Origin of the sequence: Xanthomonas sp. NCPPB 3005, assembly GCF_041228095.2 — a bacterium.
Lineage (GTDB): Bacteria > Pseudomonadota > Gammaproteobacteria > Xanthomonadales > Xanthomonadaceae > Xanthomonas_A > Xanthomonas_A bonasiae.
Genome location: NZ_CP166096.2, coordinates 1,955,185 through 1,974,122, shown reverse-complemented (window position 1 = coordinate 1,974,122; position 18,938 = coordinate 1,955,185). Strand labels below are relative to the sequence as shown.

Genomic DNA, 18,938 nt, shown 5'->3' with positions numbered 1-18,938 from the left:
GGACGAGGCGACAGGCCCACGCGATGGCGCGCATGCGACAATCCGCGCATGCAGTCGCCCGATCCCGTGCCGCCGCCGCGCATGCGCCATCGCCTGCGCCCTTTGCTTTCGCACGAGAGCTGGAAACAGCGCGCGGTGCTGTGGGGCGGCGCGGTCGCGGTGGCGCTGGTCGCGATCGTGTTCGCCAAGGCCAGCGACGCGGCCTTCCACCTGTTCCAGCGCATCATCGCGCACTCGCCGTGGTGGGCGCTGCTGCTCACGCCGAGCGTGTTCGCGCTGCTCGCCTGGCTGACCAACGGCGTGTTGCGCCCCACCCGCGGCAGCGGCATCCCGCAGGTGATCGCCGCGCTGGAACGGCCCGACGACGCCTTCCGGCAGACCAACCTGTCGCTGCGCGTGTCCGCCGGCAAGCTGCTGCTGACCACACTGGCCTTGCTGGGCGGCGCCTCGGTCGGGCGCGAAGGCCCGACCGTGCACGTCGGCGCCAGCCTGATGTACGTGCTCGGGCGCTGGTTCGGCTTCCGCGATCCGCGCCAGGCCTCGCATTTCCTGCTCGCCGGCGGCGCCGCCGGCATCGCCGCGGCGTTCAACACGCCGCTGGCCGGGGTGGTGTTCGCGATCGAGGAACTGAGCGGCCGCTTCGAACACCGCTTCTCCGGCACCTTGCTGACCGCGGTGATCGTCGGCGGCGTGATCTCGCTGGGCCTGCTCGGCAACTACACCTACTTCGGCAAAGTGTCCGCGGCGCTGCCGCTGGGCCGGGCGTGGCTGGCGATCGTGCTGTGCGGGGCGGTCGCCGGCCTGCTCGGCGGCGCGTTCAGCCGCATGGTGCTGGCCACCGTCGCCGGCAAGCCGCGCTGGCTGGGCGCGCTGCGCGCCCGCCATCCGGTCCTGCTGGCCGCGGCCTGCGGCCTGGCCCTGGTCGCGCTGGGCTTGGTGTTCGGCAACGGCGCGTTCGGCACCGGCTACGAGCAGGCGCGCAGCCTGGTGCAGGGCCACGCCAGCGTCGGCCACGAGTTCGGGCTGATGAAGCTGCTCGCCAACTTGGTGTCGTACGTGGCCGGCATTCCCGGCGGCCTGTTCTCGCCGGCACTGGCGGTCGGTGCCGGCGTCGGCCACAACCTGGCGGTGCTGATGCCGGACGTGGATCCGCGCACCTTCGTGCTGCTCGGCATGTGCGCCTATCTGACCGGCGTCACCCAGGCGCCATTGACCTCGGCGGTGATCTCGCTGGAACTGACCGACAGCAGCGACATGCTGCTGCCGATCCTGGCCACGGTGCTGATCGCGCGCGGCGCCTCGGCGCTGGTGTGCCGCACGCCGATCTATCGCGGCCTGGCCGAACACCTGCTGGCGGTGCCGAGCGTCGCCGAGCCCGAACCCGAGCCGACGCCGCTGACCACCGACTTGGCCGGCGACAGCGGCGAGGACGATCCGCCGCGCTGAGCGCCGACTCCGCGAGTCGCTTCGCGCCGGACCCTCACCCCACCCCCTCTCTCCCACGGGGACTTCCTTCGGTCGCCGGGGGGAGAGGGGCTTAAGCTGCACCCTGCGGGCTGCGAGGCTGCGGCGTTTTTTTCGAGGCAAAAAAAACGCGGCGCAAGCGCCGCGTTCTTCCGTACTGCTGGAGCCGAGGCTCAGCCGGCCTTGGCGACCGTCTTCTTGGCCACGGCCTTCTTCGCCGCCGGGGCCTTGACCACCGACTTCTTGGCGACCGGCGACGCGGCGCCCACGGCCACCTTGCTCACGCTGTGCGAGCGCGAATTGCCATAGCTGGCGTTGTAGCGCTTGCCCTTGGCGGTCTTGCGGTCACCCTTACCCATGCTCATCGACTCCTGAATGTGTGTGCGAAAATCCCCGCGCGGTGCACGGGTTTGGCGAGGCCAACGCGGTCAGCGCCCTCGCGCAAGGGCGGCAAGCCTATCACGTGCGCTCAGTGGGCGCAGCTGGCGTCGTGCACGTGGCCGTGGTTCAGGCGCAGGTTGAGCAGGTGCGCGAGCCCGACCAGGGTGCCGCCGAAGGTCATGATCGCCGCGTGCGGCGCCACCGCATGGTGCAGCGCCGGCACCAGCATGCCGGCCCACAACGACAGCAGACCCAGCAGCAGCAGGCCCAGCGCCTGCCAGGCGCGATGCCGGCGGTAGCCGAGCACCAGGCTGAACAGGCCCAGGCAGGTCACGAACAGCACCAGCGTGCGTTCCACGCCATCGCCCAGCCACACCGACAGGCCCAGCGAGGGCAATACGGCCAATGCCAGCGGCAGCAGCGCGCAATGCACCGCGCACAGCAGCGAACCGGTGGCGCCGAGGCGGTCGAGCAGTGCGCGCAGATCGGAGGTGGGCGACATGACTTCCAGCACAGTGGTGATTGCGTTATAGAATAATATAACATTACCCGGCCGGCGACCAGGGGGTCGCCACGCCCCCCATGCCATGCCTGCCGCCGCCTCCGCGCGGCGCACGCGAGCGCCCGCGCTCGCCTGGCGGCGCCTTTTTTCCCTCCCATTCGGTATGCCTATGTCCTCCTCCCGCTCCCGCTCGCTCCGTCGCACCGCCCTGTCCCTGGCGCTGGGCGGCCTGCTCAGTCCCGCCCTGGCCCTGGCCGCCGATGCGTCCGCCGCGGACGCCGCCACGCCGCCGGCCAGCGACAGCCGCCATGCCGAGGGCCGCAAGCAGGACCGCCACGTGAAGGACATGGACGCGGTGGTGGTCACCGCCAGCCCGCTGCGCGACGCCGCCGGCGACCTGAGCCAGCCGGTGGAGGTGCTGGCCGGCGAGCGCCTGGACGAGAACCGCGGCGCCAGCGTCGGCGAGACCGTGGCCAGCCTGCCCGGCGTGCAGAGTTCCAACTTCGGCCCCGGCGTGGGCCGACCGATCATCCGCGGCCTGGACGGCCCGCGCGTGGCGGTGCTCAGCGACGGCCTGTCCACCCAGGACGTGTCCACCGTCAGCCAGGACCACTCGCCGGCCGTGGAATCGTTCCTGGCCGACCAGATCGAAGTGCTGAAGGGCCCGTCCACGCTGCTGTACGGCTCCGGCGCGATCGGCGGCGTGGTCAACGTGGTCGACGGGCGTATCGCCGAGACCCCGGTGGACGGCGTGCACGGCCGCGCCGAAGTACGCTTCGACGGCGGCGACAAGGACGGCAACACCGACATGTTCCGGGTCGATGCCGGCAACGGCAGCGGCCTGTCGATCCATGCCGACGGCGTGTACCGCAACCAGAAGGACTACGACACCCCGCAGGGCCGCCAGGCCAATTCCTTCCTGGACACCAAGACCGGCTCGATCGGCGCCTCGCTGGCCGGCGACTGGGGCTTCGTCGGCGTGTCGGCCTCGCGCTTCCGCGACAACTACGGCAACCCGGGCGAACCCGGCGACCTGGCCGCCGGCGAGCGCGGCGTGTCGCTGCGCATGCACCAGGACCGCTACGAGCTCAAGGGCGGGCTGACCGATCCGTGGGGCGACGGCAGCGCGCTGCGCTACAGCTTCGGCCACACCGCCTACACCCACACCGAGTTCGAAGGCGAGGAAGTGGGTACGGTGTTCGACAAGCGCGCCAACGAAGGCCGCGTCGAAGCCTCCTTCACCGTCGGCGGCGGCTGGCAGACCGCGTTCGGCGTGCAGGGCAGCGATTCCACCTTCCAGGCGATCGGCGAAGAGGCGTTCGTGCCGAAGACCGACACCCGCGCCATCGGCGTGTTCGCCGTGGCCCGCAACAACTGGGACCGCGTCACCGCCGAAGTCGGCGCGCGCGTGGACAAGGTCAAGTACGAGACCGACACCGGCGTGGACCGCGACTTCACTCCGAAGAGCTTCTCGCTCAGCGGCGGCTTCCGCTTCAACGAGCAATGGCGCCTGACCGCCAACCTGGATCACGCCGAGCGCGCGCCGGCCGAGGAGGAACTGTTCGCCGACGGCCCGCACATCGCCACCCTCGCCTACGAGATCGGCGACGCCGACCTCAAGCCGGAGAAGGCCAACCAGGCCGAGCTGGGACTGAACTTCAAGAACACCTGGGTGGATGCCAAGGTGGCGGCGTACTACAACCGCTACGACGATTTCATCTACATCGTCGATACCGGCGCGCAATGGTTCCATGAGGAAGACAACGACTTCCTGCCGATCCGCCAGTGGACCCAGGCCGACGCGATCTTCCATGGCTTCGAGGGCGAGGCCACCTTCCACCTGGCCGACAACGACAGCGGCGCCTGGGACCTGCGCGTGTTCGGCGACACCGTGCGCGCGCGGCTGAAGGACGGCGGCAACTTGCCGCGCATCGCCCCAGCGCGCTACGGCGCGCAGCTGCGCTGGGACGCGAGCAACTGGCGCGCGTCGCTCGGTGCGACCCGCTATCAGAAGCAGGACAAGGTGGCGGTCAACGAGACCCCGACCGACGGCTACACGCTGGTCGATGCGCACCTGGCCTACCACGTCGATGCCGGCACCACCGCGTGGGAAGTGTTCCTGGACGGCAACAACCTGACCGACCAGGACGCGCGCGTGCACACCTCGTTCCTGAAGGACGACGTGATGCTGCCGGGCCGCAACGCTTCGTTCGGCGTGCGCCTGTTCTTCTGACGCGGTTCCCCTCCCGCCCGCGCCAGAAGCGAGGCCGCCTCAGGGCGGCCTCTTTTTTTGTGTCCCCGCCATGATGGGGCGGCGCTCCCAAAAGGCGCCGCGCGCAGCAGGTCCGCTCGGAAAACGAAAGCGGCGCACAGCCAACGCTTCGGCGCGCGATCGCGCGCGCTCCCGGATTATCCGACGCCCGGATCCGCTGTCGCCACGCATATGCACAGGCCGCACCGGAACCATTCCGGCCGCCAAAGCCGGGGTGCGCGGGCTCCCGTGCCAGATGCGATGCGGGCCAAGGAAGCGGCCTCGGTCATTTCGGTTTTCTGCCCCGAGCGTTCGCCTTGGTCGGCACCGTCTTTCCATGCTCATTCCACCAGGCGGTGAGCGCCTGCATCGTGGGACCAAGGCCTCGCGCCTTGTCGGTCATCGCGTACTCCACGCGCGGCGGAACCTCTGCATAGACGGTGCGTGAGATGAGGCCATCCAGTTCCAGCTCGCGCAACTGCGACGTCAGCATGTGCTGGGTGATGCCCGGGATCGACTTGCGCAATTCCCCGAAGCGATACACCCGCTGATTGAGCAGCCACATGATCTCGAGCTTCCATTTGCCCGAGAGCATCGAGAACGCACGGCGCATCTCATCCTGCATGGTGAAATCACCTTTCGGTTTCATTGGTCTGCTTTTCCATACTTGGTGTCGATAATTCATCCTACTTGTGCGGATTCATCAAGCGCGTAAATTCTTATACATGCTCTTTGCCGCAGCGCAAACGAGCGAAACGAAAATCGACAAAAGGCCTTGCCCGGGCGCGAGGCGACCGGAAACAACCATGACCCCGATCATTATCTATTGGACCAGCACGGCGCTATTGTCGCTGCTCTATCTGAGCTCCGCATTTGTATACGCGAGCAAAGCAGCGTGGGTCCGGCGGATCCTTGCCGAGCTGCATTATCCTGCCGCCTACCTCGTGCCGCTCATGATCGTGGTGAAGCTGCTCGCGCCGCTCGCGATCCTGTCGCGCTTCAGCGTGCCGCTGAGCGACCTGGCCTATGCCGGCATCTTCTTCCACCTGCTGCTGTCCGGATCCGCGCACCTTGGCGTGCGCAAGCCGAAGGGCGCGCTGCCGGCCGTCGTCGGCCTGGCCCTGCTGGCCGCGTCCTTCACCACGCAGAACGCCGCGCGCGACGTGCCCTCGCCCTATGCCGCGACCGCTGCGATCCACCACACAACACCCCCACTGAACGGAGCAACGAAATGGCACGACTGAATGGAAAGATCGCGCTCGTCACCGGCGCCACGCGCGGGATCGGCCGCGCCACCGCCAGGCTGTTGGCGGCCGAAGGCGCCAAGGTGGCCGTGCTGTCGCGCACCGCGACCACTGTCGACGCCGTCGTGGCCGAGATCGAGGCCGCCGGCGGCACCGCGATCGGTATCGCCGCCGACATCAGCGACGCGCAACAGATCAAGGCGGCGGTGAACAGGGCCGTGGAAGCGTTCGGCGGGCTCGACATCCTCGTCAACAACGCCTTCGATCCGTCGGCGCCGTTCTCTTCCGTCATCGAACTGTCGGCGGAGCAGTTGCAGCGCAATTTCGACACGGGGCCGATCGCCTATCTGCTCACCATGCAGGCCGCCTATCCGTATCTGAAGGCCAGCGGCGAAGGCCGCGTCATCAACTTCGGCTCATCGGCCGGCGTGGTCGGCTTGGCTGGCTATACGCCCTACAACATGGCGAAGGAGGCGGTCCGCGCCCTGACCCGCACCGCTGCGCGCGAATGGGGCGCCGACCGGATCACCGTGAACAACGTCCTGCCCGTGGCCGAGACCTGGGGTCCGGAACACGACGTGCCGCCGCCGACCAATGCGTTGGGCCGCTTCGGGCAACCGGAGCCGGATATCGCCCCTGTCGTGCTGTTCCTCGCGACAGCGGATTCACAGTTCATCACGGGATCGAGCCTCACCCCTGACGGCGGACTCATCATCGACAGCGCTCGCTGAGACGCTGCGGCGCCGCACCGCTGCGCCGCGTGCCCTTCAACAAGGAAAACGCCTATGAAAACGCATGCACTCACCATCGACACGATCGACCCGCAGGCACTGGCAGCGTGGTGGTCGCAAGCCCTGGGCGTCGCGATCGGCACCGATCACGGCGTGCTCGTCACCCTGGACACGCCGCCGCACCTCCTCCCTTTGCAGTTCTTCAAAACCGAACGGGCGACAACGGGGCGCAACAGGGTGCATCCGGATTTCAGGACGCCAGACCTGGACAAGGAGACCGAGCGCCTGTCCGCGCTCGGTGCGAGCGTGGTACAGAAATACGAACTGCCGCAGATCCGCTTCACGACCCTGGCCGATCCGGAAGGCAACACGTTCGATCTCATCCAGGAGTGATCGGACGCGGCGATCCTCTCCCGCCAGGAGGATGCGACCGGCACAGGCGCAAAGCGTCGCATCGCCGCTGTGGCACTGCCGAAAACGAACGGCCCGCTGTCGTGTCCGCTCTGCGTATCGATGGCGCCAGGTATTGGCGACAAGGCGCGCGCCGGTCCACCGGCCATTCGCAGCGGGAGACGCTGCAGCGCTGCGACGAAGCGATCGGCGCGGCAGCGCCTGCGCAGCGCCTCGCACGCGACGCCCGGCGACGGCGATCGGCCTGCGCAGCCTGTCACGCAAACACTGTCTCTACCGCGCTGCACAATGGCCTGGCCGCGCAACGGCGTTACAAAGAGTCCCGCGCGATGCCCCCTGCGTCGCGCTGTGCCGGCCGATCCTGCGTTGACCTGCGCTGCGCGCGCGGGCCGCCATGCGCACCGGCGCACCGTTGCGAATGAAGAAAGGAGAGATTCTTCATGAAACCTGCCATGCCCCTGCGCCTGCTGCCGCTGTCCATCGCCGCCACCCTGCTTGCACCAACGGCGTTGGCGCAGACCGCCACTGCGCCCGCCGCGCCCACAACGCAGTCCGACGCCACCACCCTGGATACCGTGGTGGTCAGCGGCACCGCGCGCTTCAAGGGCCTGCGCAAGCGCGACGCCAGCTTCTCGATCACCACCGCCACGCCCGAACAGATCCAGCAGGCGGTGCCGCAGAGCAGCGCCGACCTGCTGAAGATCGTGCCCGGCGTGTGGGCCGAGCCCAGCGGCGGCGGCACCGGCGCCAACATCTTCGTGCGCGGCATGCCGTCGGAAGGCGATGCGCCGTTCGTCACCTTCCAGCTCGACGGCTCGCCGCTGTTCCCGCCGCCGACGCTGTCGTTCCTGGAAAACTCCACCCTGTTCCGCACCGACGACACCGTCGAGCGCCTGGAAGTGCTGCGCGGCGGCTCCAGCCCGATCTTCTCCAACGGCCAGGCCGGCATCACCGCCAACTTCATCCAGAAGCAGGGCCAGGACGAGCCGGCGGGCAGCGTGCGCCTCACCGGCGGCAGCGACAATCTGCGCCGCATCGACCTGTTCAACAGCGGGCCGATGGGCAACGGCTGGTACTACAGCATCGGCGGTTTCTTCCGCGAGACCGACGGCGTGCGCGACCCGCAGTTCTCCGCCGACAAGGGCGGCCAGTTCAGCGCCACCCTGAGCAAGCGCTGGGACAGCGGCGACCTGACCTTCTACGCGCGCCACACCGACGACAACAACGCCTTCTACACCGCGATCCCGCTGCTGTCGCGCAACAACGGCAGCGACCTGTCCAGCTTTCCCGGGCTCAACGCGCAGACCGGCACCCTGCTCAGCAACGACTTCCGCAATGTCAGCCTGCCGGTCGGCCCGAATGGCGAGACCGTGCAGCGCGACCTGGCCGATGGCCGCGGGGTCAACATCGACGTGTTCGGCGGCGAACTGAACTGGCAACTCGGCGATTGGACCCTCGCCGACCGTTTCAGCGTCATGGGCGGCACCGCGCCGACCTATGCGTTGTTCACCGGCGATGCGCCGCAGCGCCTGGGCGACTTCATCGCCGGCTACGGCAGCACCGGCAGCGCCAGCTATACCAACGGCGGCGGCGCGGTCGATCCCGACCAGCAGGTGCTGGAAGCCGGCTGGTGGTCGGTGGACAAGCGCCTGAACTCCTTCACCAACGACCTGCGCCTGAGCCGCGAGCTGTTCACCGGCAATACGCTCACCATCGGCAGCTACTACGCCAAATACTCATCCAACGACACCTGGTACCTGGGCAACACCATGCTGCTGACCGCGCAGAACCACGCCCGGCGCATCGACGTCAGCCTGGACGACGGCCGCCAGCCGACCCGCGACGGCTTCACCAGCACCGCCTTCTTCGCCCTGCGCGCGCACTACGACGGCGAGAACACCGCGGTGTTCGTCGCCGACGAATGGGAACTGGACGAACGCCTGCGCCTGGACCTGGGCGTGCGCTACGAGCGCCAGCGCGTCACCGGCACCGTGCACGACACCGCCACGGTGGACCTGGACGGCAACCCGGCTACGCTGTACGACAACGCCACCTCGGTCTCGCTGCCGAGCGCGCGCCGCATCGACCAGGACGACAATGCGCTGTCGTGGACCGCCGGCCTGAACTTCAAGCTCGACGACCACAACAGCCTGTTCGCGCGGGTCAATTCCGGGGTCAAGTTCCCCGGCTTCGACAACCTGCGCGACGGGCAGACCAAGGTGCAGGACATCGACCAGTACGAACTGGGATTGAAGTCCGGTGCGGCCGCCTACGACCTGTACCTGACCGCGTTCTACAACACCTTCAAGAACTCGCCGTTCCAGGCCTTCCTGGCCAATGGCAGCAACTTCACCACGGTCGGCGATTCGCGCGCCTACGGCCTGGAGGTGGAAGGCGCGATCCGTCCGTTCGGCGGCTTCGAACTGGCCGGCACCGGAGTGTGGCTGGACGCCAAGTACCGCAACTACCGCGAGTACACCGGCAACCAGGTGATGCGCCAGCCCAAGCGCCAGTTCCGGCTGACCCCGAGCTACTACTGGATGCTGCCGTTCGGCGACCTGCGCGTGTTCGCCACCTACTCCTACATCGGCGAGCGCTACGCCGACCTGGCCAACAGCCAGCGCCTGCCGTCCTACGACATGCTCGATGTCGGCGCCAGCCTGCATGCCGGCGAGCACTGGGAAGTCACCGCCAGCGGCAGCAACGTGACCGACGAACTGGGCCTGACCGAAGGCAACGTGCGCGTGCCCGGCGCGGCCACTGGCGGCGTGTTCATGGGCCGCCCGATCGCCGGCCGCCAGTACCAGGTGTCGGTGGCGTATCGCTGGTAGTGCCTGCGCATTGCCACCGCCGAAATTGCGCTCGGCACGCTGTCGTAGGAGCGGCTTCAGCCGCGACAGGCGCTATCCGTAGCGCCTGTCGCGGCTGAAGCCGCTCCTACAGGAACGCAAAACGCTGCCCCCTTGCGAAATCCCGAATCCCGGCGACATCACCACCCCACCACCCTCCCTTCGCAATCTCTTCGCGACGCCGCTGCAATGCTCGGGCATGGGCGTCTCAGCGCGCCCGTGCGCCGGTGCCGCGATGGCGGCACCGCTACCCAGGTCGAACCGCCGATCCGTTGCTGCGCCAACGCAGCGATGCGGCGGTCCCCCAGGCAGGAGAGACCGATGCAGCACGATCCCCACCCTTCCCAGGCCGCGCCCGGCGCCGCCGACCCCACGCACGATGCCGGGCTGAGCGACGACGAGGCCGCGCTCGCGCGCCGGCTCGGGATCAGCGGCCTGTCGCGGCGCGAATTCCTCGCCCTGCTGTCGGCCGCCGGCCTCAGCAGCGCGGGCGGGCAGATCGTCTTCAGCGACGCCGCCTTCGCCGCGCCGGCCCCCAGTGCGGCCACGCCGCAGAACGCGATGCCGGTGGTGCTGCAGGTCAACGGCCAGCGCCACGCCTTGCAGCTGGACCCGCGCACCACGCTGCTGGACGCGCTGCGCGAACACCTGGCGCTGACCGGCACCAAGAAGGGCTGCGACCACGGCCAGTGCGGCGCCTGCACGGTGATCGTCGACGGCGAGCGGCGCCTGTCCTGCCTGACCCTGGCCGCGCAGGCCGAGGACGCGCAGATCACCACCATCGAAGGCCTGGCCGACGGCGAGCGGCTGCATCCGATGCAGGCCGCGTTCGTGCAGCACGACGGTTTCCAGTGCGGCTACTGCACGCCCGGGCAGATCTGCTCGGCGGTGGCGCTGCTCAACGAGATCAAGCGCGGCGACGCCAGCCATGTCAGCGCCGACGTCAGCCAGCCGGTCACCGAACTCAGCGACGCCGAGGTGCGCGAACGCATGAGCGGCAACCTCTGCCGCTGCGGCGCCTATCCGAAGATCGTCGCCGCGATCCAGGACGTGCACAGCGGCGGCGCGCCGCGCCCGCTGACCTGGCGCTACGTCGACCAGTCCCAGCTGACCGCGCTGAAGCTGGCGAAGGAGGTGGCCGATGACGCCGTTTGACTACCGGCGCGCCAGCTCCGCCGAAGACGCGGTGCGCCGCGTCGCCGCCAATCCGAACGCGCGCTTCCTCGGCGGCGGCACCAACCTGCTCGACCTGATGAAGGAAGGGGTGACCGGCGCCGACGAGATCGTCGACCTGACCCGGCTCAAGGGCCTGGCCGAGATCGCCGAAACCGCCGACGGCGGCCTGCGCCTAGGCGCGCTGGCCAACAATACCCACACCGCCAACCACCCGCTGGTGCGACAGCGCTATCCGCTGCTGAGCCAGGCGATCCTGGCCGGGGCGACGATGCAGTTGCGCAACATGGCGACCAACGGCGGCAACCTGCTGCAGCGCACCCGCTGCGGATATTTCTACGACACCGCCCTGCCCTGCAACAAGCGCACTCCCGGCAGCGGCTGCGGCGCGCGCGAGGGGCTCAACCGCACGCATGCGATCTTCGGCCACAGCGAACATTGCGTGGCGGTGCATCCGTCGGACATGTGCGTGGCCCTGGCCGCGCTGGAGGCGACGGTGCAGGTGCGCACGCCGGCCGGCACCCGCCGCGAGATTCCCTTCGCCGACTTCCACCTGCTGCCCGACGCCCGCGCCGACCTGGACAACCAGCTGGCGCACGGCGAGCTGATCGAGTCGATCACCCTGCCCGCGCAGCGCTTCGCCGCGCACAGCCACTACCTGAAGGTACGCGACCGCGCCAGCTACGCGTTCGCGCTGATCTCGGTGGCCGCGGCGTTGGCGCTGGAGCCGGACGGGCGCATCCGCGAGGCGCGCATCGCGATGGGCGGGGTGGCGCACAAGCCGTGGCGCGCGCACGCCGCCGAACGCGCGCTGATCGGGCAACGCGTCGGTGAAGCCGCCTTCGCCGCCGCCGCACAGGCGGAGATGGCGGCCGCGCGCCCGCTGGCGCACAACGCCTACAAGGTGCCGATGGGCACCCACGCGATGATCCGCGCCCTGCACCGCGCCAGCGGCAGCGACGCCGCGTGAGCACCGAACCGGAGAACCCGCAATGAACTACATCGGCAAGGAAATGCGCCGCGTCGACGGTTACGCCAAGGTCACCGGCAAGGCGCGCTATGCGGCGGAATTCCAGATCCCGCACCTGACCCACGGCTACATCCTCACCAGCACCATCGCCAAGGGCCGCATCGTGCGCATCGACACCCGCGCCGCCGAGGCCGCGCCGGGGGTGATCAAGGTGCTGACCCATCTGAATTCGGTCAAGCCGGTGTCCGACGAGGTCAAGAAGAAAGGCGAAGACCTGTCGTTCCGCGCGCTGGTCGACGACCGCATCCATTTCAGCGCGCAGCCGATCGCGGTGGTGGTGGCCAGCACCTTCGAGCAGGCGCGGCATGCGTCGCGGCTGATCCAGGTGGACTACGCCGCGGAAACCGCGCACACCGATTTCGACGCGCTGCTCGGCCAGGCGCACGATCCGACCCCGGACGAGTCGCCGAAGCCGCGCGGCAATCCGGCCGCCGCGTTCGCGGCCGCAAAAGTCAAGGTGGAAGCCGCGTACACGATGCCGATCGAGCACCACAACCCGATGGAACCGCATGGCGGCATCGGCTACTGGATCGGCGACACCCTGACCGTGGTCAACAAGAGCCAGAACGTGCACCAGGACCGCGAGCAACTGGCCGGTTACTTCGGCATTCCGCTCGAGCGGGTCAACGTGGTGTCGCTGTTCGTCGGCGGCGCGTTCGGTTCGTGCCTGCGCCCGAACTACTACACCTTCCTGCTCGGCGCGGTGTCCAAGGCGGTCGGCCGCCCGGTCAAGATCGTCTACACGCGGCGACAGATGTTCAGCGGCCACGGCTACCGCCCCTACTACCGGGTGGAACTGGGGCTGGGCGCCGACGCCGCCGGCAAGCTGCAGGCGATCCGCTACCGGCACGTGCTCAACACCTCGCGCATCGAGGCGTTCAACGAGGCCTTCTTCCGCAACGCGCGCTCGCTGTACGCCTGCCCCAACGTCGAGGACCGCTTCGAGGTGGTGGAGACCGACCTGCCGACGCCGCAGGCGATGCGCGCGCCCGGCACCATCAGCCAGATGTTCGGCATCGAGTGCGCGATGGACGAACTGGCCTACGCGCTGAAGATGGACCCGCTGCAATTGCGCCTGGCCAACTACGCCGAAACCGATCCGGAAACCGGCAAGCCGTTCTCGAGCAAGGCGCTGCGCGAATGCTATTCGCTCGCTGCCGAGACCTTCGGCTGGAGCAAGCGCACGCCCGAGCCACGCTCGATGCGCGACGGCCGCCTGCTGGTTGGCTGGGGCATGGCCACCGGCACCTGGGCGGCGATGCAGATGCCGGCGCTGGCGCGGGTGGTGCTCAAGGCCGACGGCAGCGCCCAGGTCGGCAGCGCCACCGCCGACATCGGCCCCGGCACCTACACGGTGATGACCCTGATCGCCGCCGAATACCTGGGGCTGGACGCCAAGCGCGTGCAGTTCGAACTCGGCGACACGCGCCTGCCGAAAGCGCCGTCGCAGGGCGGCTCGTGGACCACCGCCAGCGTCGGCAGCGCGATCCACGGCGCCGCACGCGAGATTCGCGGCAAGCTGCTGGAACTGGCCAGGCAGGACGGGCAAGCCGCGTTCGCCGGGCTGGACGTGGACAAGGTGGAACTGGCCGACGGCCGCCTGCAGCCGATCGGCAAACCCGATGCCGGCCTGGACGTGGCCAAGCTGATGCGCCAGCACGGTTTGCAGCAAGTGGACGTGGTGCACGAGTCCAAGCCCTCGGCCGAGCGCAAGAAGTACGCCACCGCTGCGCACGGCGCACAGTTCATCGAGGTCAAGGTCGATCCGGACACCGGCATGGTGCAGGTGACCCGGGTCATCGAGGCCACCGCCTGCGGCAAGATCATGAATCCGCTGACCTCGCACAGCCAGGAGATCGGCGGCGTGGTGATGGGCATCGGCATGGCGCTCAGCGAAGGCACCGAGGTCGATCATCGCTACGGGCGCATGCTCAACGCCTCGCTGGCCGATTACCACGTGCCGGTCAATGCCGACGTGCACCTGATCGAGACCATGTTCGTCGAGGAGAACGACACCATCGTCAACCCGCTCGGGGTCAAGGGCATGGGCGAGCTGGGCATGGTCGGCATTCCCGCGGCCATCGCCAACGCCGTGTTCCACGCCACCGGCAAGCGCATCCGCGAACTGCCGATCACGCCGGACAAGCTGATCGGCTGAGCAGCCATGACTGCCACCGATTCACCGCGCGCGTTCGGCGGCAGGCCATCGCGCGCACCTCACCCACCTGTAGGAGCGGCTTCAGCCGCGACGCTTTGCCGATGGAGACGGGTCGCGGCTGAAGCCGCTCCTACAACACCTGCCGATCGAGCGTAACCTAGCGCCTACGGATCCAACCAGCCGCGTTCCACCGCGGCCTGCACGTCCTGCGGCGTGTCCAGGTCCAGCGCCAGCGCCGGGGCAACGATGCAGCCGAGGCTGTCCGGCGCCATCGCATCGAACAGGCCGCGCAGTCCCTGGTCGCCGCCCAACGGCAATGCGCGCCAGCACGCCTGCGCCACCACCGCCGGCATGCCGCGCACGCCGGCGTAGGCGCTGACCGCGCAACCGGAGGCGGCGCGGCGCGATGCGGCCAGCAGATCCTGCAAGTGCGCAGCCTCCAGCGCCGGCTGATCGCAGCCGAGCACCAGGCTGTGGGTGATCGATGCATCCCCCTGCAGCGCCGCGCGCAGGCAGGCCAGGCTTCCGCCCATGCCGGTCGACCAATCGCGATTGACCACGATCTCCACCGGCAGGTCGTCCAGCGCCGAGCGCAGCGCCTCGGCCTGCGCTCCCAGCACCACCACGCAGCGCGCCGGCGACGATGCCAGCGCCAGCCGCGCCGTGCGCCGCAGCAAGGGCTCGCCGTCGCGGGTCAGCGCCTGCTTGGCGTGGCCGAGGCGGCGGCTGGCACCGGCGGCGAGCACCAGGGCGGCATGTGCGTGGCTCATCGCGCCGCACCCCGCGCGCCGCTGTCGGCGCGCAACGGCGCGGGCGGGGCCGATGCGACATCGCCGCCGTGCAAGCGGGTCACGCTGCACCGGTTCGGCTCCGGGATGGCGCCGGCTCGCTGCATGCTGCGGGTGCCCTGCAATTGCGCGGCGATGCTCAGCGCGATCGCCTCCGCGCCGCTGCCGCCGAGGCGCAGCCCGATCGGCGAATGCAGCCGCGGCAGCAGTTGCGCGTGCTGCTGCGGGCGCAACAGCCGGAACAGGTCCTCGCGCCGGCGTGCGGGTCCCAGCAGGCCCAGGAACGGAATCGCGCTCGCCGCCAGCGCCGACAGCGCCTCGCGGTCCAGTTCGAAATGATGGTGCATCACCAGTGCCGCGTCGCTGTCGGCGCACTCGTCCAGCGCGCGGGCCGGCGTGCACGCCAAGGCCTGGTCGGCCAACGCCGCCTGCCCCGCCCAGCGCGGACGCTGTTCCACCAGCGTGGTCATCCAGCCCAGTTGCCGCAGCAGCGGCAACAGCACGGCGGTTTCCGGGCCGGCACCGAACACGCTGACCCGCGGCGGCGGCGGCACCTGCACCTGGCCGCCGCAAGCCGCCGCGCCTGCCCATCCCTGGCATCGCAAACGCCACTGCAAGGTCTCGCCGGCCACCGCCGCGACGATGCCGCCGTCGGCGTCCAGCGCCAGGCGCAACGCACCGCGCCGCTGCAGCCATGCCTGCGCCAGGCGTTCGAACCCGGGCAGGGCGCACAACGGCAGCAAGGCCAGATGCAGGCGGCCACGGCAGCCCACCGCCGAACCGGACAGCAGGTCCTCGTCGTCGCGCGTGTCGATGTCCATCCAGGCCAGGTCGCCCGCGGCGGCCGCGGCCGCCGCGCACCGCGCGATCTCCGGCTCCAGGCAACCGCCGCTGAGCCAGCCCTGCTGCGCGCCGTCGGCGCCGAACAGCGCCACCGCGCCGGCATGCGCGTAGGTGGAGCCTTCCGTGGCCATCGCCACGGCAAGCACCGCGGGCGTGCGCTGCCGGCAGGCGGCGATGGCATCGTGGAAACAGTGTCTGGCAGCGGACATGCGGCGGCACAGGCTGGGGGTTGGAACACAGCCTAAGCAGCGGTCTGTGGTGACGAGGTGACTTGGCGGCGACGAACGCGTCACGGCGCGACCGCACAGGCTCGCGGCGCAGCGCGGCAAACCAGCAGGATTATGCAATCGGCATCGTGCCGCGCCGCGCATCATCTGCTGCGCTGCTTTCGACGCTGGAACTGCAATGGACGCTCACACGACGCACACCGACATCGCCGATCCTGTCAGGCGCCGCCTGCTGCTCGGCGCCGCCGCATTGACCGCCCTGCCCCTGGCAGGCATCGCCGCACCGGGCCGAACCGGCCTTTCCCCCACGCCTGCGGCCAGCCCGCACGCCCATCAGGAGACCACCATGCCCAGCATCACCACGCAAGACGGAACCGAAATCTTCTACAAGGACTGGGGCACCGGCCAACCCATCGTGTTCCATCACGGCTGGCCGCTCAGCGCCGACGACTGGGACGCGCAGATGCTGTTCTTCATCGCCCAGGGCTACCGCGTCATCGCCCACGACCGCCGCGGCCATGGCCGTTCCACGCAGACCGCGACCGGCAACGACATGGACACCTACGCCGCCGACGTGGCCGCGCTGGCCAAGCACCTGGACCTGAAGAACGCCATCCACGTCGGCCATTCCACCGGCGGCGGCGAAGTGGCGCGCTATGTCGCCAGGCACGGCGCCGGCCGCGTGGCCAAGGCGGTGCTGATCGGCGCGGTGCCGCCGATCATGCTCAAGACCGAGAACAACCCGGGCGGCCTGCCGATCGACGTGTTCGACGGCTTCCGCACCCAGCTGGCCGCCAACCGCGCGCAGTTCTACAAAGAGGTGCCGGTGCCGTTCTACGGCTACAACCGCGACGGCGCCAAGGTCTCGCAGGGCGCCATGGACAACTGGTGGCGGCAGGGCATGATGGGCGGCGCCAAGGCCCACTACGACTGCATCAAGGCGTTCTCGGAAACCGACTTCACCGAGGACCTGAAGCAGATCGAGGTGCCGGTGCTGGTGCTGCACGGCGACGACGACCAGATCGTGCCGATCGCCGACTCGGCGCTGCTGTCGGCCAAGCTGGTCAAGCACGCCACGCTGAAGGTCTACAAGGGCTACCCGCACGGCATGTGCACCACCCACCCGGAACAGATCAACCAGGATCTGCTGGCCTTCTTCAAGGCCTGATCCGCTCTCCATCGACCGCCGCCGCGCGCAAGCGCGGTCCGGCATGGCATGGCGGCCGGTCCGGCCGCATGCCGCGCCGGGCGGGCGCCAGGCCTAGTGCTGCGCCGTGCTGGAAAACACGTTGATGACGATCACGCCGGCAACGATGAGCGCCATGCCGGCGAGCGCCGGCGCATCGAGCTTCTGCCCGAACTGCAGCCATGCCATCAGCGAGATCAGCACGATGCCGATCCCCGACCACAGCGCATAGGCGATGCCCATGGGAATGCTGCGCAAGGTCAGCGACAGGAAATAGAACGCGACACCGTAGCCGAGGATCGCCAGCAGCGACGGCCACAGGCGGGTGAACCCCTCGCTCGCCTTCAACGACGACGTCCCGGCGACTTCGCCGACGATCGCGATCAGCAGGAAAAGCCAGTGCTTCATCGCAGTCGCCTCTCGCCGCAGGGGCCTGAAGCGTACCGCCCAAGCGTGTATTACAGGGACTTTTCGTCTGTGCGCAATCGCGCCGTGTCGCCGCGCCTGGCACGGCGTGCCTGTCTCGCTACTGCAGATGAAACCGCTCGAAGCGCTGCAGCGCCGCGTCGATCGCCGCCTTCAGCGCCGGCCGCTGCGGCACCAGCCAGGTCCATTTCTGGATCAGCAGCCTGCCCGCCTGGCGATCCATCTTCAGATCCAGCGCGGCGACGATGCGGTCGCCGACCAGCACCGGCAGCGCGAAGTAGCCGAGCACCCGCTGCGGCGCCGGCACGTAGGCCTCGAAGCGATGTTCGTAGCCGAAGAACTGCTGCAGCCGCTTGCGCTGGATCAGCAACGGATCGAACGGCGACAGCAGCTGCGCCAGGGAATCGTCCGGCAGCGGCGGCGCATGCTCCAGCAGCGCCGGTTCGGCCCATAGCGCGGCCTGCTCCTGCCCTTGCAGATGCACCGGGACCAGGCGCTTGGCGGCGACCGCGGCGGCGAGCAGCGCGCGCACCGCGGGCTTGGCGCCGGCATTGCCGTAGCAGATCGAGTCCACGCCGACCAGGCCCTGCGCGCGCAGCGCGCGCTCCAGCAGATAGCGCGCGTACTGCGCGTCGCTGACCGGGCGCGGGCGCCGGCTCCAGCCGAAATGGCGCGCGGCCAGCTCGTAGGTCTTGAGCATCCCGCTGCGCTGGGCGACCACCAGGTCGCCGCTGAAGAAGCCGTAGCGCAACGCCGCGCGCGACGGTTTGCGGCTGCCCCACGGATGGGTCTTCTCGACCAGCACGTCGTCGTCGATATCGCGGATCGACAACGGCCCGTCGTTGCGGATGCGCCGCAGCAGCCTGGCGTAATCGGCCGGATCGATCTTGCCGGCCGCGTCCGCCTGGGCACGGTAGCGCGCCATCTGCGCCACGTACATGCGGTAGTCGGCGATCGGCACATAGGCCAGCGCATGCGTCCAGTACTCGAACACCGACTTGTCCTGCGCCTGCGCCTGCTCCAGATCCTGCTTGCGATAGGCGGGAATGCGGCTGTACAGCACATGGTGGTGGCTGCGTTCGATCACGTGGATGGTGTCGATCTGCACGTAGCCCAGGTGCGCGGTGGCCTGCCGCACCGCCTCGGCCCCGGCGCCGAACGGCGCCGGAGTGGTCAGCCGCTGCGCATCCAGCCACAGCGCGCGCGCCCGCGCGGCGGCGATCGGCACAGAGACGGTGCGTGTGTTCGGCATCGGGACGGCACTCCGGCAAGCG

General features: G+C 69.3%; 17 protein-coding genes. 10 read left to right on the top strand and 7 right to left on the bottom strand.

Going from position 1 to position 18,938, the window contains the following annotated elements:
* Nucleotides 1-48 precede the first annotated feature (48 nt).
* On the top strand, nucleotides 49-1,446 hold the full coding sequence (locus AB8810_RS08410; protein ID WP_369916247.1) for a chloride channel protein: 1,398 nt from the start codon (nucleotides 49-51) through the stop codon (nucleotides 1,444-1,446).
* A 191-nt stretch (nucleotides 1,447-1,637) separates the two neighbouring features.
* Here the strand turns inward: AB8810_RS08410 and AB8810_RS08405 are convergent, their stop codons facing one another.
* Together AB8810_RS08405 and AB8810_RS08400 are read right to left on the bottom strand one after the other, a co-directional pair.
* On the bottom strand, nucleotides 1,638-1,823 hold the full coding sequence (locus AB8810_RS08405; RefSeq protein ID WP_003468076.1) for a 30S ribosomal protein THX: 186 nt from the start codon (nucleotides 1,821-1,823) through the stop codon (nucleotides 1,638-1,640).
* 110 nt (nucleotides 1,824-1,933) lie between these two features.
* Nucleotides 1,934-2,347 (bottom strand): MerC domain-containing protein, encoded by a 414-nt coding sequence (locus AB8810_RS08400; RefSeq protein WP_145707752.1) that lies wholly within the window; start codon nucleotides 2,345-2,347, stop codon nucleotides 1,934-1,936.
* 169 nt (nucleotides 2,348-2,516) lie between these two features.
* On the opposite strand from AB8810_RS08400, the gene AB8810_RS08395 reads away from it, so the two are divergent.
* On the top strand, nucleotides 2,517-4,580 hold the full coding sequence (locus AB8810_RS08395; protein WP_369916244.1) for a TonB-dependent receptor: 2,064 nt from the start codon (nucleotides 2,517-2,519) through the stop codon (nucleotides 4,578-4,580).
* A 304-nt stretch (nucleotides 4,581-4,884) separates the two neighbouring features.
* Here the strand turns inward: AB8810_RS08395 and AB8810_RS08390 are convergent, their stop codons facing one another.
* A complete protein-coding gene (locus AB8810_RS08390) occupies nucleotides 4,885-5,247 on the bottom strand; it encodes a helix-turn-helix domain-containing protein (protein ID WP_179565988.1) in 363 nt (120 codons plus the stop codon).
* 157 nt (nucleotides 5,248-5,404) lie between these two features.
* Here AB8810_RS08390 and AB8810_RS08385 point away from each other — a divergent pair, with 157 nt between their 5' ends.
* From AB8810_RS08385 to AB8810_RS08355, 7 genes are all read left to right on the top strand, one after another.
* Nucleotides 5,405-5,842, top strand: coding sequence for a DoxX family protein (locus AB8810_RS08385; protein WP_369916241.1), 438 nt, complete (start codon nucleotides 5,405-5,407; stop codon nucleotides 5,840-5,842).
* Nucleotides 5,830-6,573, top strand: a complete 744-nt coding sequence (locus AB8810_RS08380) for an SDR family NAD(P)-dependent oxidoreductase (protein ID WP_369916239.1) — start codon at nucleotides 5,830-5,832, stop codon at nucleotides 6,571-6,573. Before AB8810_RS08385 ends, AB8810_RS08380 begins: the two co-directional genes overlap by 13 nt.
* A gap of 54 nt (nucleotides 6,574-6,627) precedes the next feature.
* Nucleotides 6,628-6,966 (top strand): VOC family protein, encoded by a 339-nt coding sequence (locus AB8810_RS08375; RefSeq protein WP_179565994.1) that lies wholly within the window; start codon nucleotides 6,628-6,630, stop codon nucleotides 6,964-6,966.
* Between the two features lie 458 nt (nucleotides 6,967-7,424).
* Complete coding sequence (locus AB8810_RS08370) at nucleotides 7,425-9,815, top strand: TonB-dependent receptor (protein ID WP_369916237.1); 2,391 nt, start codon at nucleotides 7,425-7,427, stop codon at nucleotides 9,813-9,815.
* Nucleotides 9,816-10,154: 339 nt separating this feature from the next.
* The gene (locus AB8810_RS08365) at nucleotides 10,155-10,988 is read left to right on the top strand and encodes a 2Fe-2S iron-sulfur cluster-binding protein (protein WP_179565998.1); all 834 of its coding nucleotides are present in this window, start codon (nucleotides 10,155-10,157) and stop codon (nucleotides 10,986-10,988) included.
* Entirely contained in the window at nucleotides 10,975-11,976 is a 1,002-nt protein-coding gene (locus tag AB8810_RS08360; RefSeq protein WP_369916234.1) for a xanthine dehydrogenase family protein subunit M, read from the top strand. The genes AB8810_RS08365 and AB8810_RS08360 overlap by 14 nt, the downstream gene beginning before the upstream one ends.
* 22 nt (nucleotides 11,977-11,998) lie before the next feature.
* Nucleotides 11,999-14,194: a xanthine dehydrogenase family protein molybdopterin-binding subunit gene (locus AB8810_RS08355; RefSeq protein ID WP_369916232.1), complete on the top strand. Its 2,196-nt coding sequence runs from the start codon at nucleotides 11,999-12,001 to the stop codon at nucleotides 14,192-14,194.
* A gap of 164 nt (nucleotides 14,195-14,358) precedes the next feature.
* On the opposite strand, the gene AB8810_RS08350 is transcribed toward AB8810_RS08355, so the two are convergent.
* Both AB8810_RS08350 and AB8810_RS08345 read right to left on the bottom strand, forming a co-directional pair.
* Nucleotides 14,359-14,964: a nucleotidyltransferase family protein gene (locus AB8810_RS08350; RefSeq protein WP_369916230.1), complete on the bottom strand. Its 606-nt coding sequence runs from the start codon at nucleotides 14,962-14,964 to the stop codon at nucleotides 14,359-14,361.
* The gene (locus AB8810_RS08345; protein WP_369916228.1) at nucleotides 14,961-16,034 is read right to left on the bottom strand and encodes an XdhC family protein; all 1,074 of its coding nucleotides are present in this window, start codon (nucleotides 16,032-16,034) and stop codon (nucleotides 14,961-14,963) included. The genes AB8810_RS08350 and AB8810_RS08345 overlap by 4 nt, the downstream gene beginning before the upstream one ends.
* Before the next feature lie 364 nt (nucleotides 16,035-16,398).
* Here AB8810_RS08345 and AB8810_RS08340 point away from each other — a divergent pair, with 364 nt between their 5' ends.
* Nucleotides 16,399-17,220, top strand: a complete 822-nt coding sequence (locus tag AB8810_RS08340) for an alpha/beta fold hydrolase (RefSeq protein ID WP_369916644.1) — start codon at nucleotides 16,399-16,401, stop codon at nucleotides 17,218-17,220.
* Nucleotides 17,221-17,313: 93 nt separating this feature from the next.
* Here the strand turns inward: AB8810_RS08340 and AB8810_RS08335 are convergent, their stop codons facing one another.
* Nucleotides 17,314-17,646 (bottom strand): multidrug efflux SMR transporter, encoded by a 333-nt coding sequence (locus AB8810_RS08335; protein ID WP_206230841.1) that lies wholly within the window; start codon nucleotides 17,644-17,646, stop codon nucleotides 17,314-17,316.
* Nucleotides 17,647-17,764: 118 nt separating this feature from the next.
* Complete coding sequence (locus AB8810_RS08330; protein WP_369916226.1) at nucleotides 17,765-18,916, bottom strand: winged helix-turn-helix domain-containing protein; 1,152 nt, start codon at nucleotides 18,914-18,916, stop codon at nucleotides 17,765-17,767.
* Nucleotides 18,917-18,938: the final 22 nt, after the last annotated feature.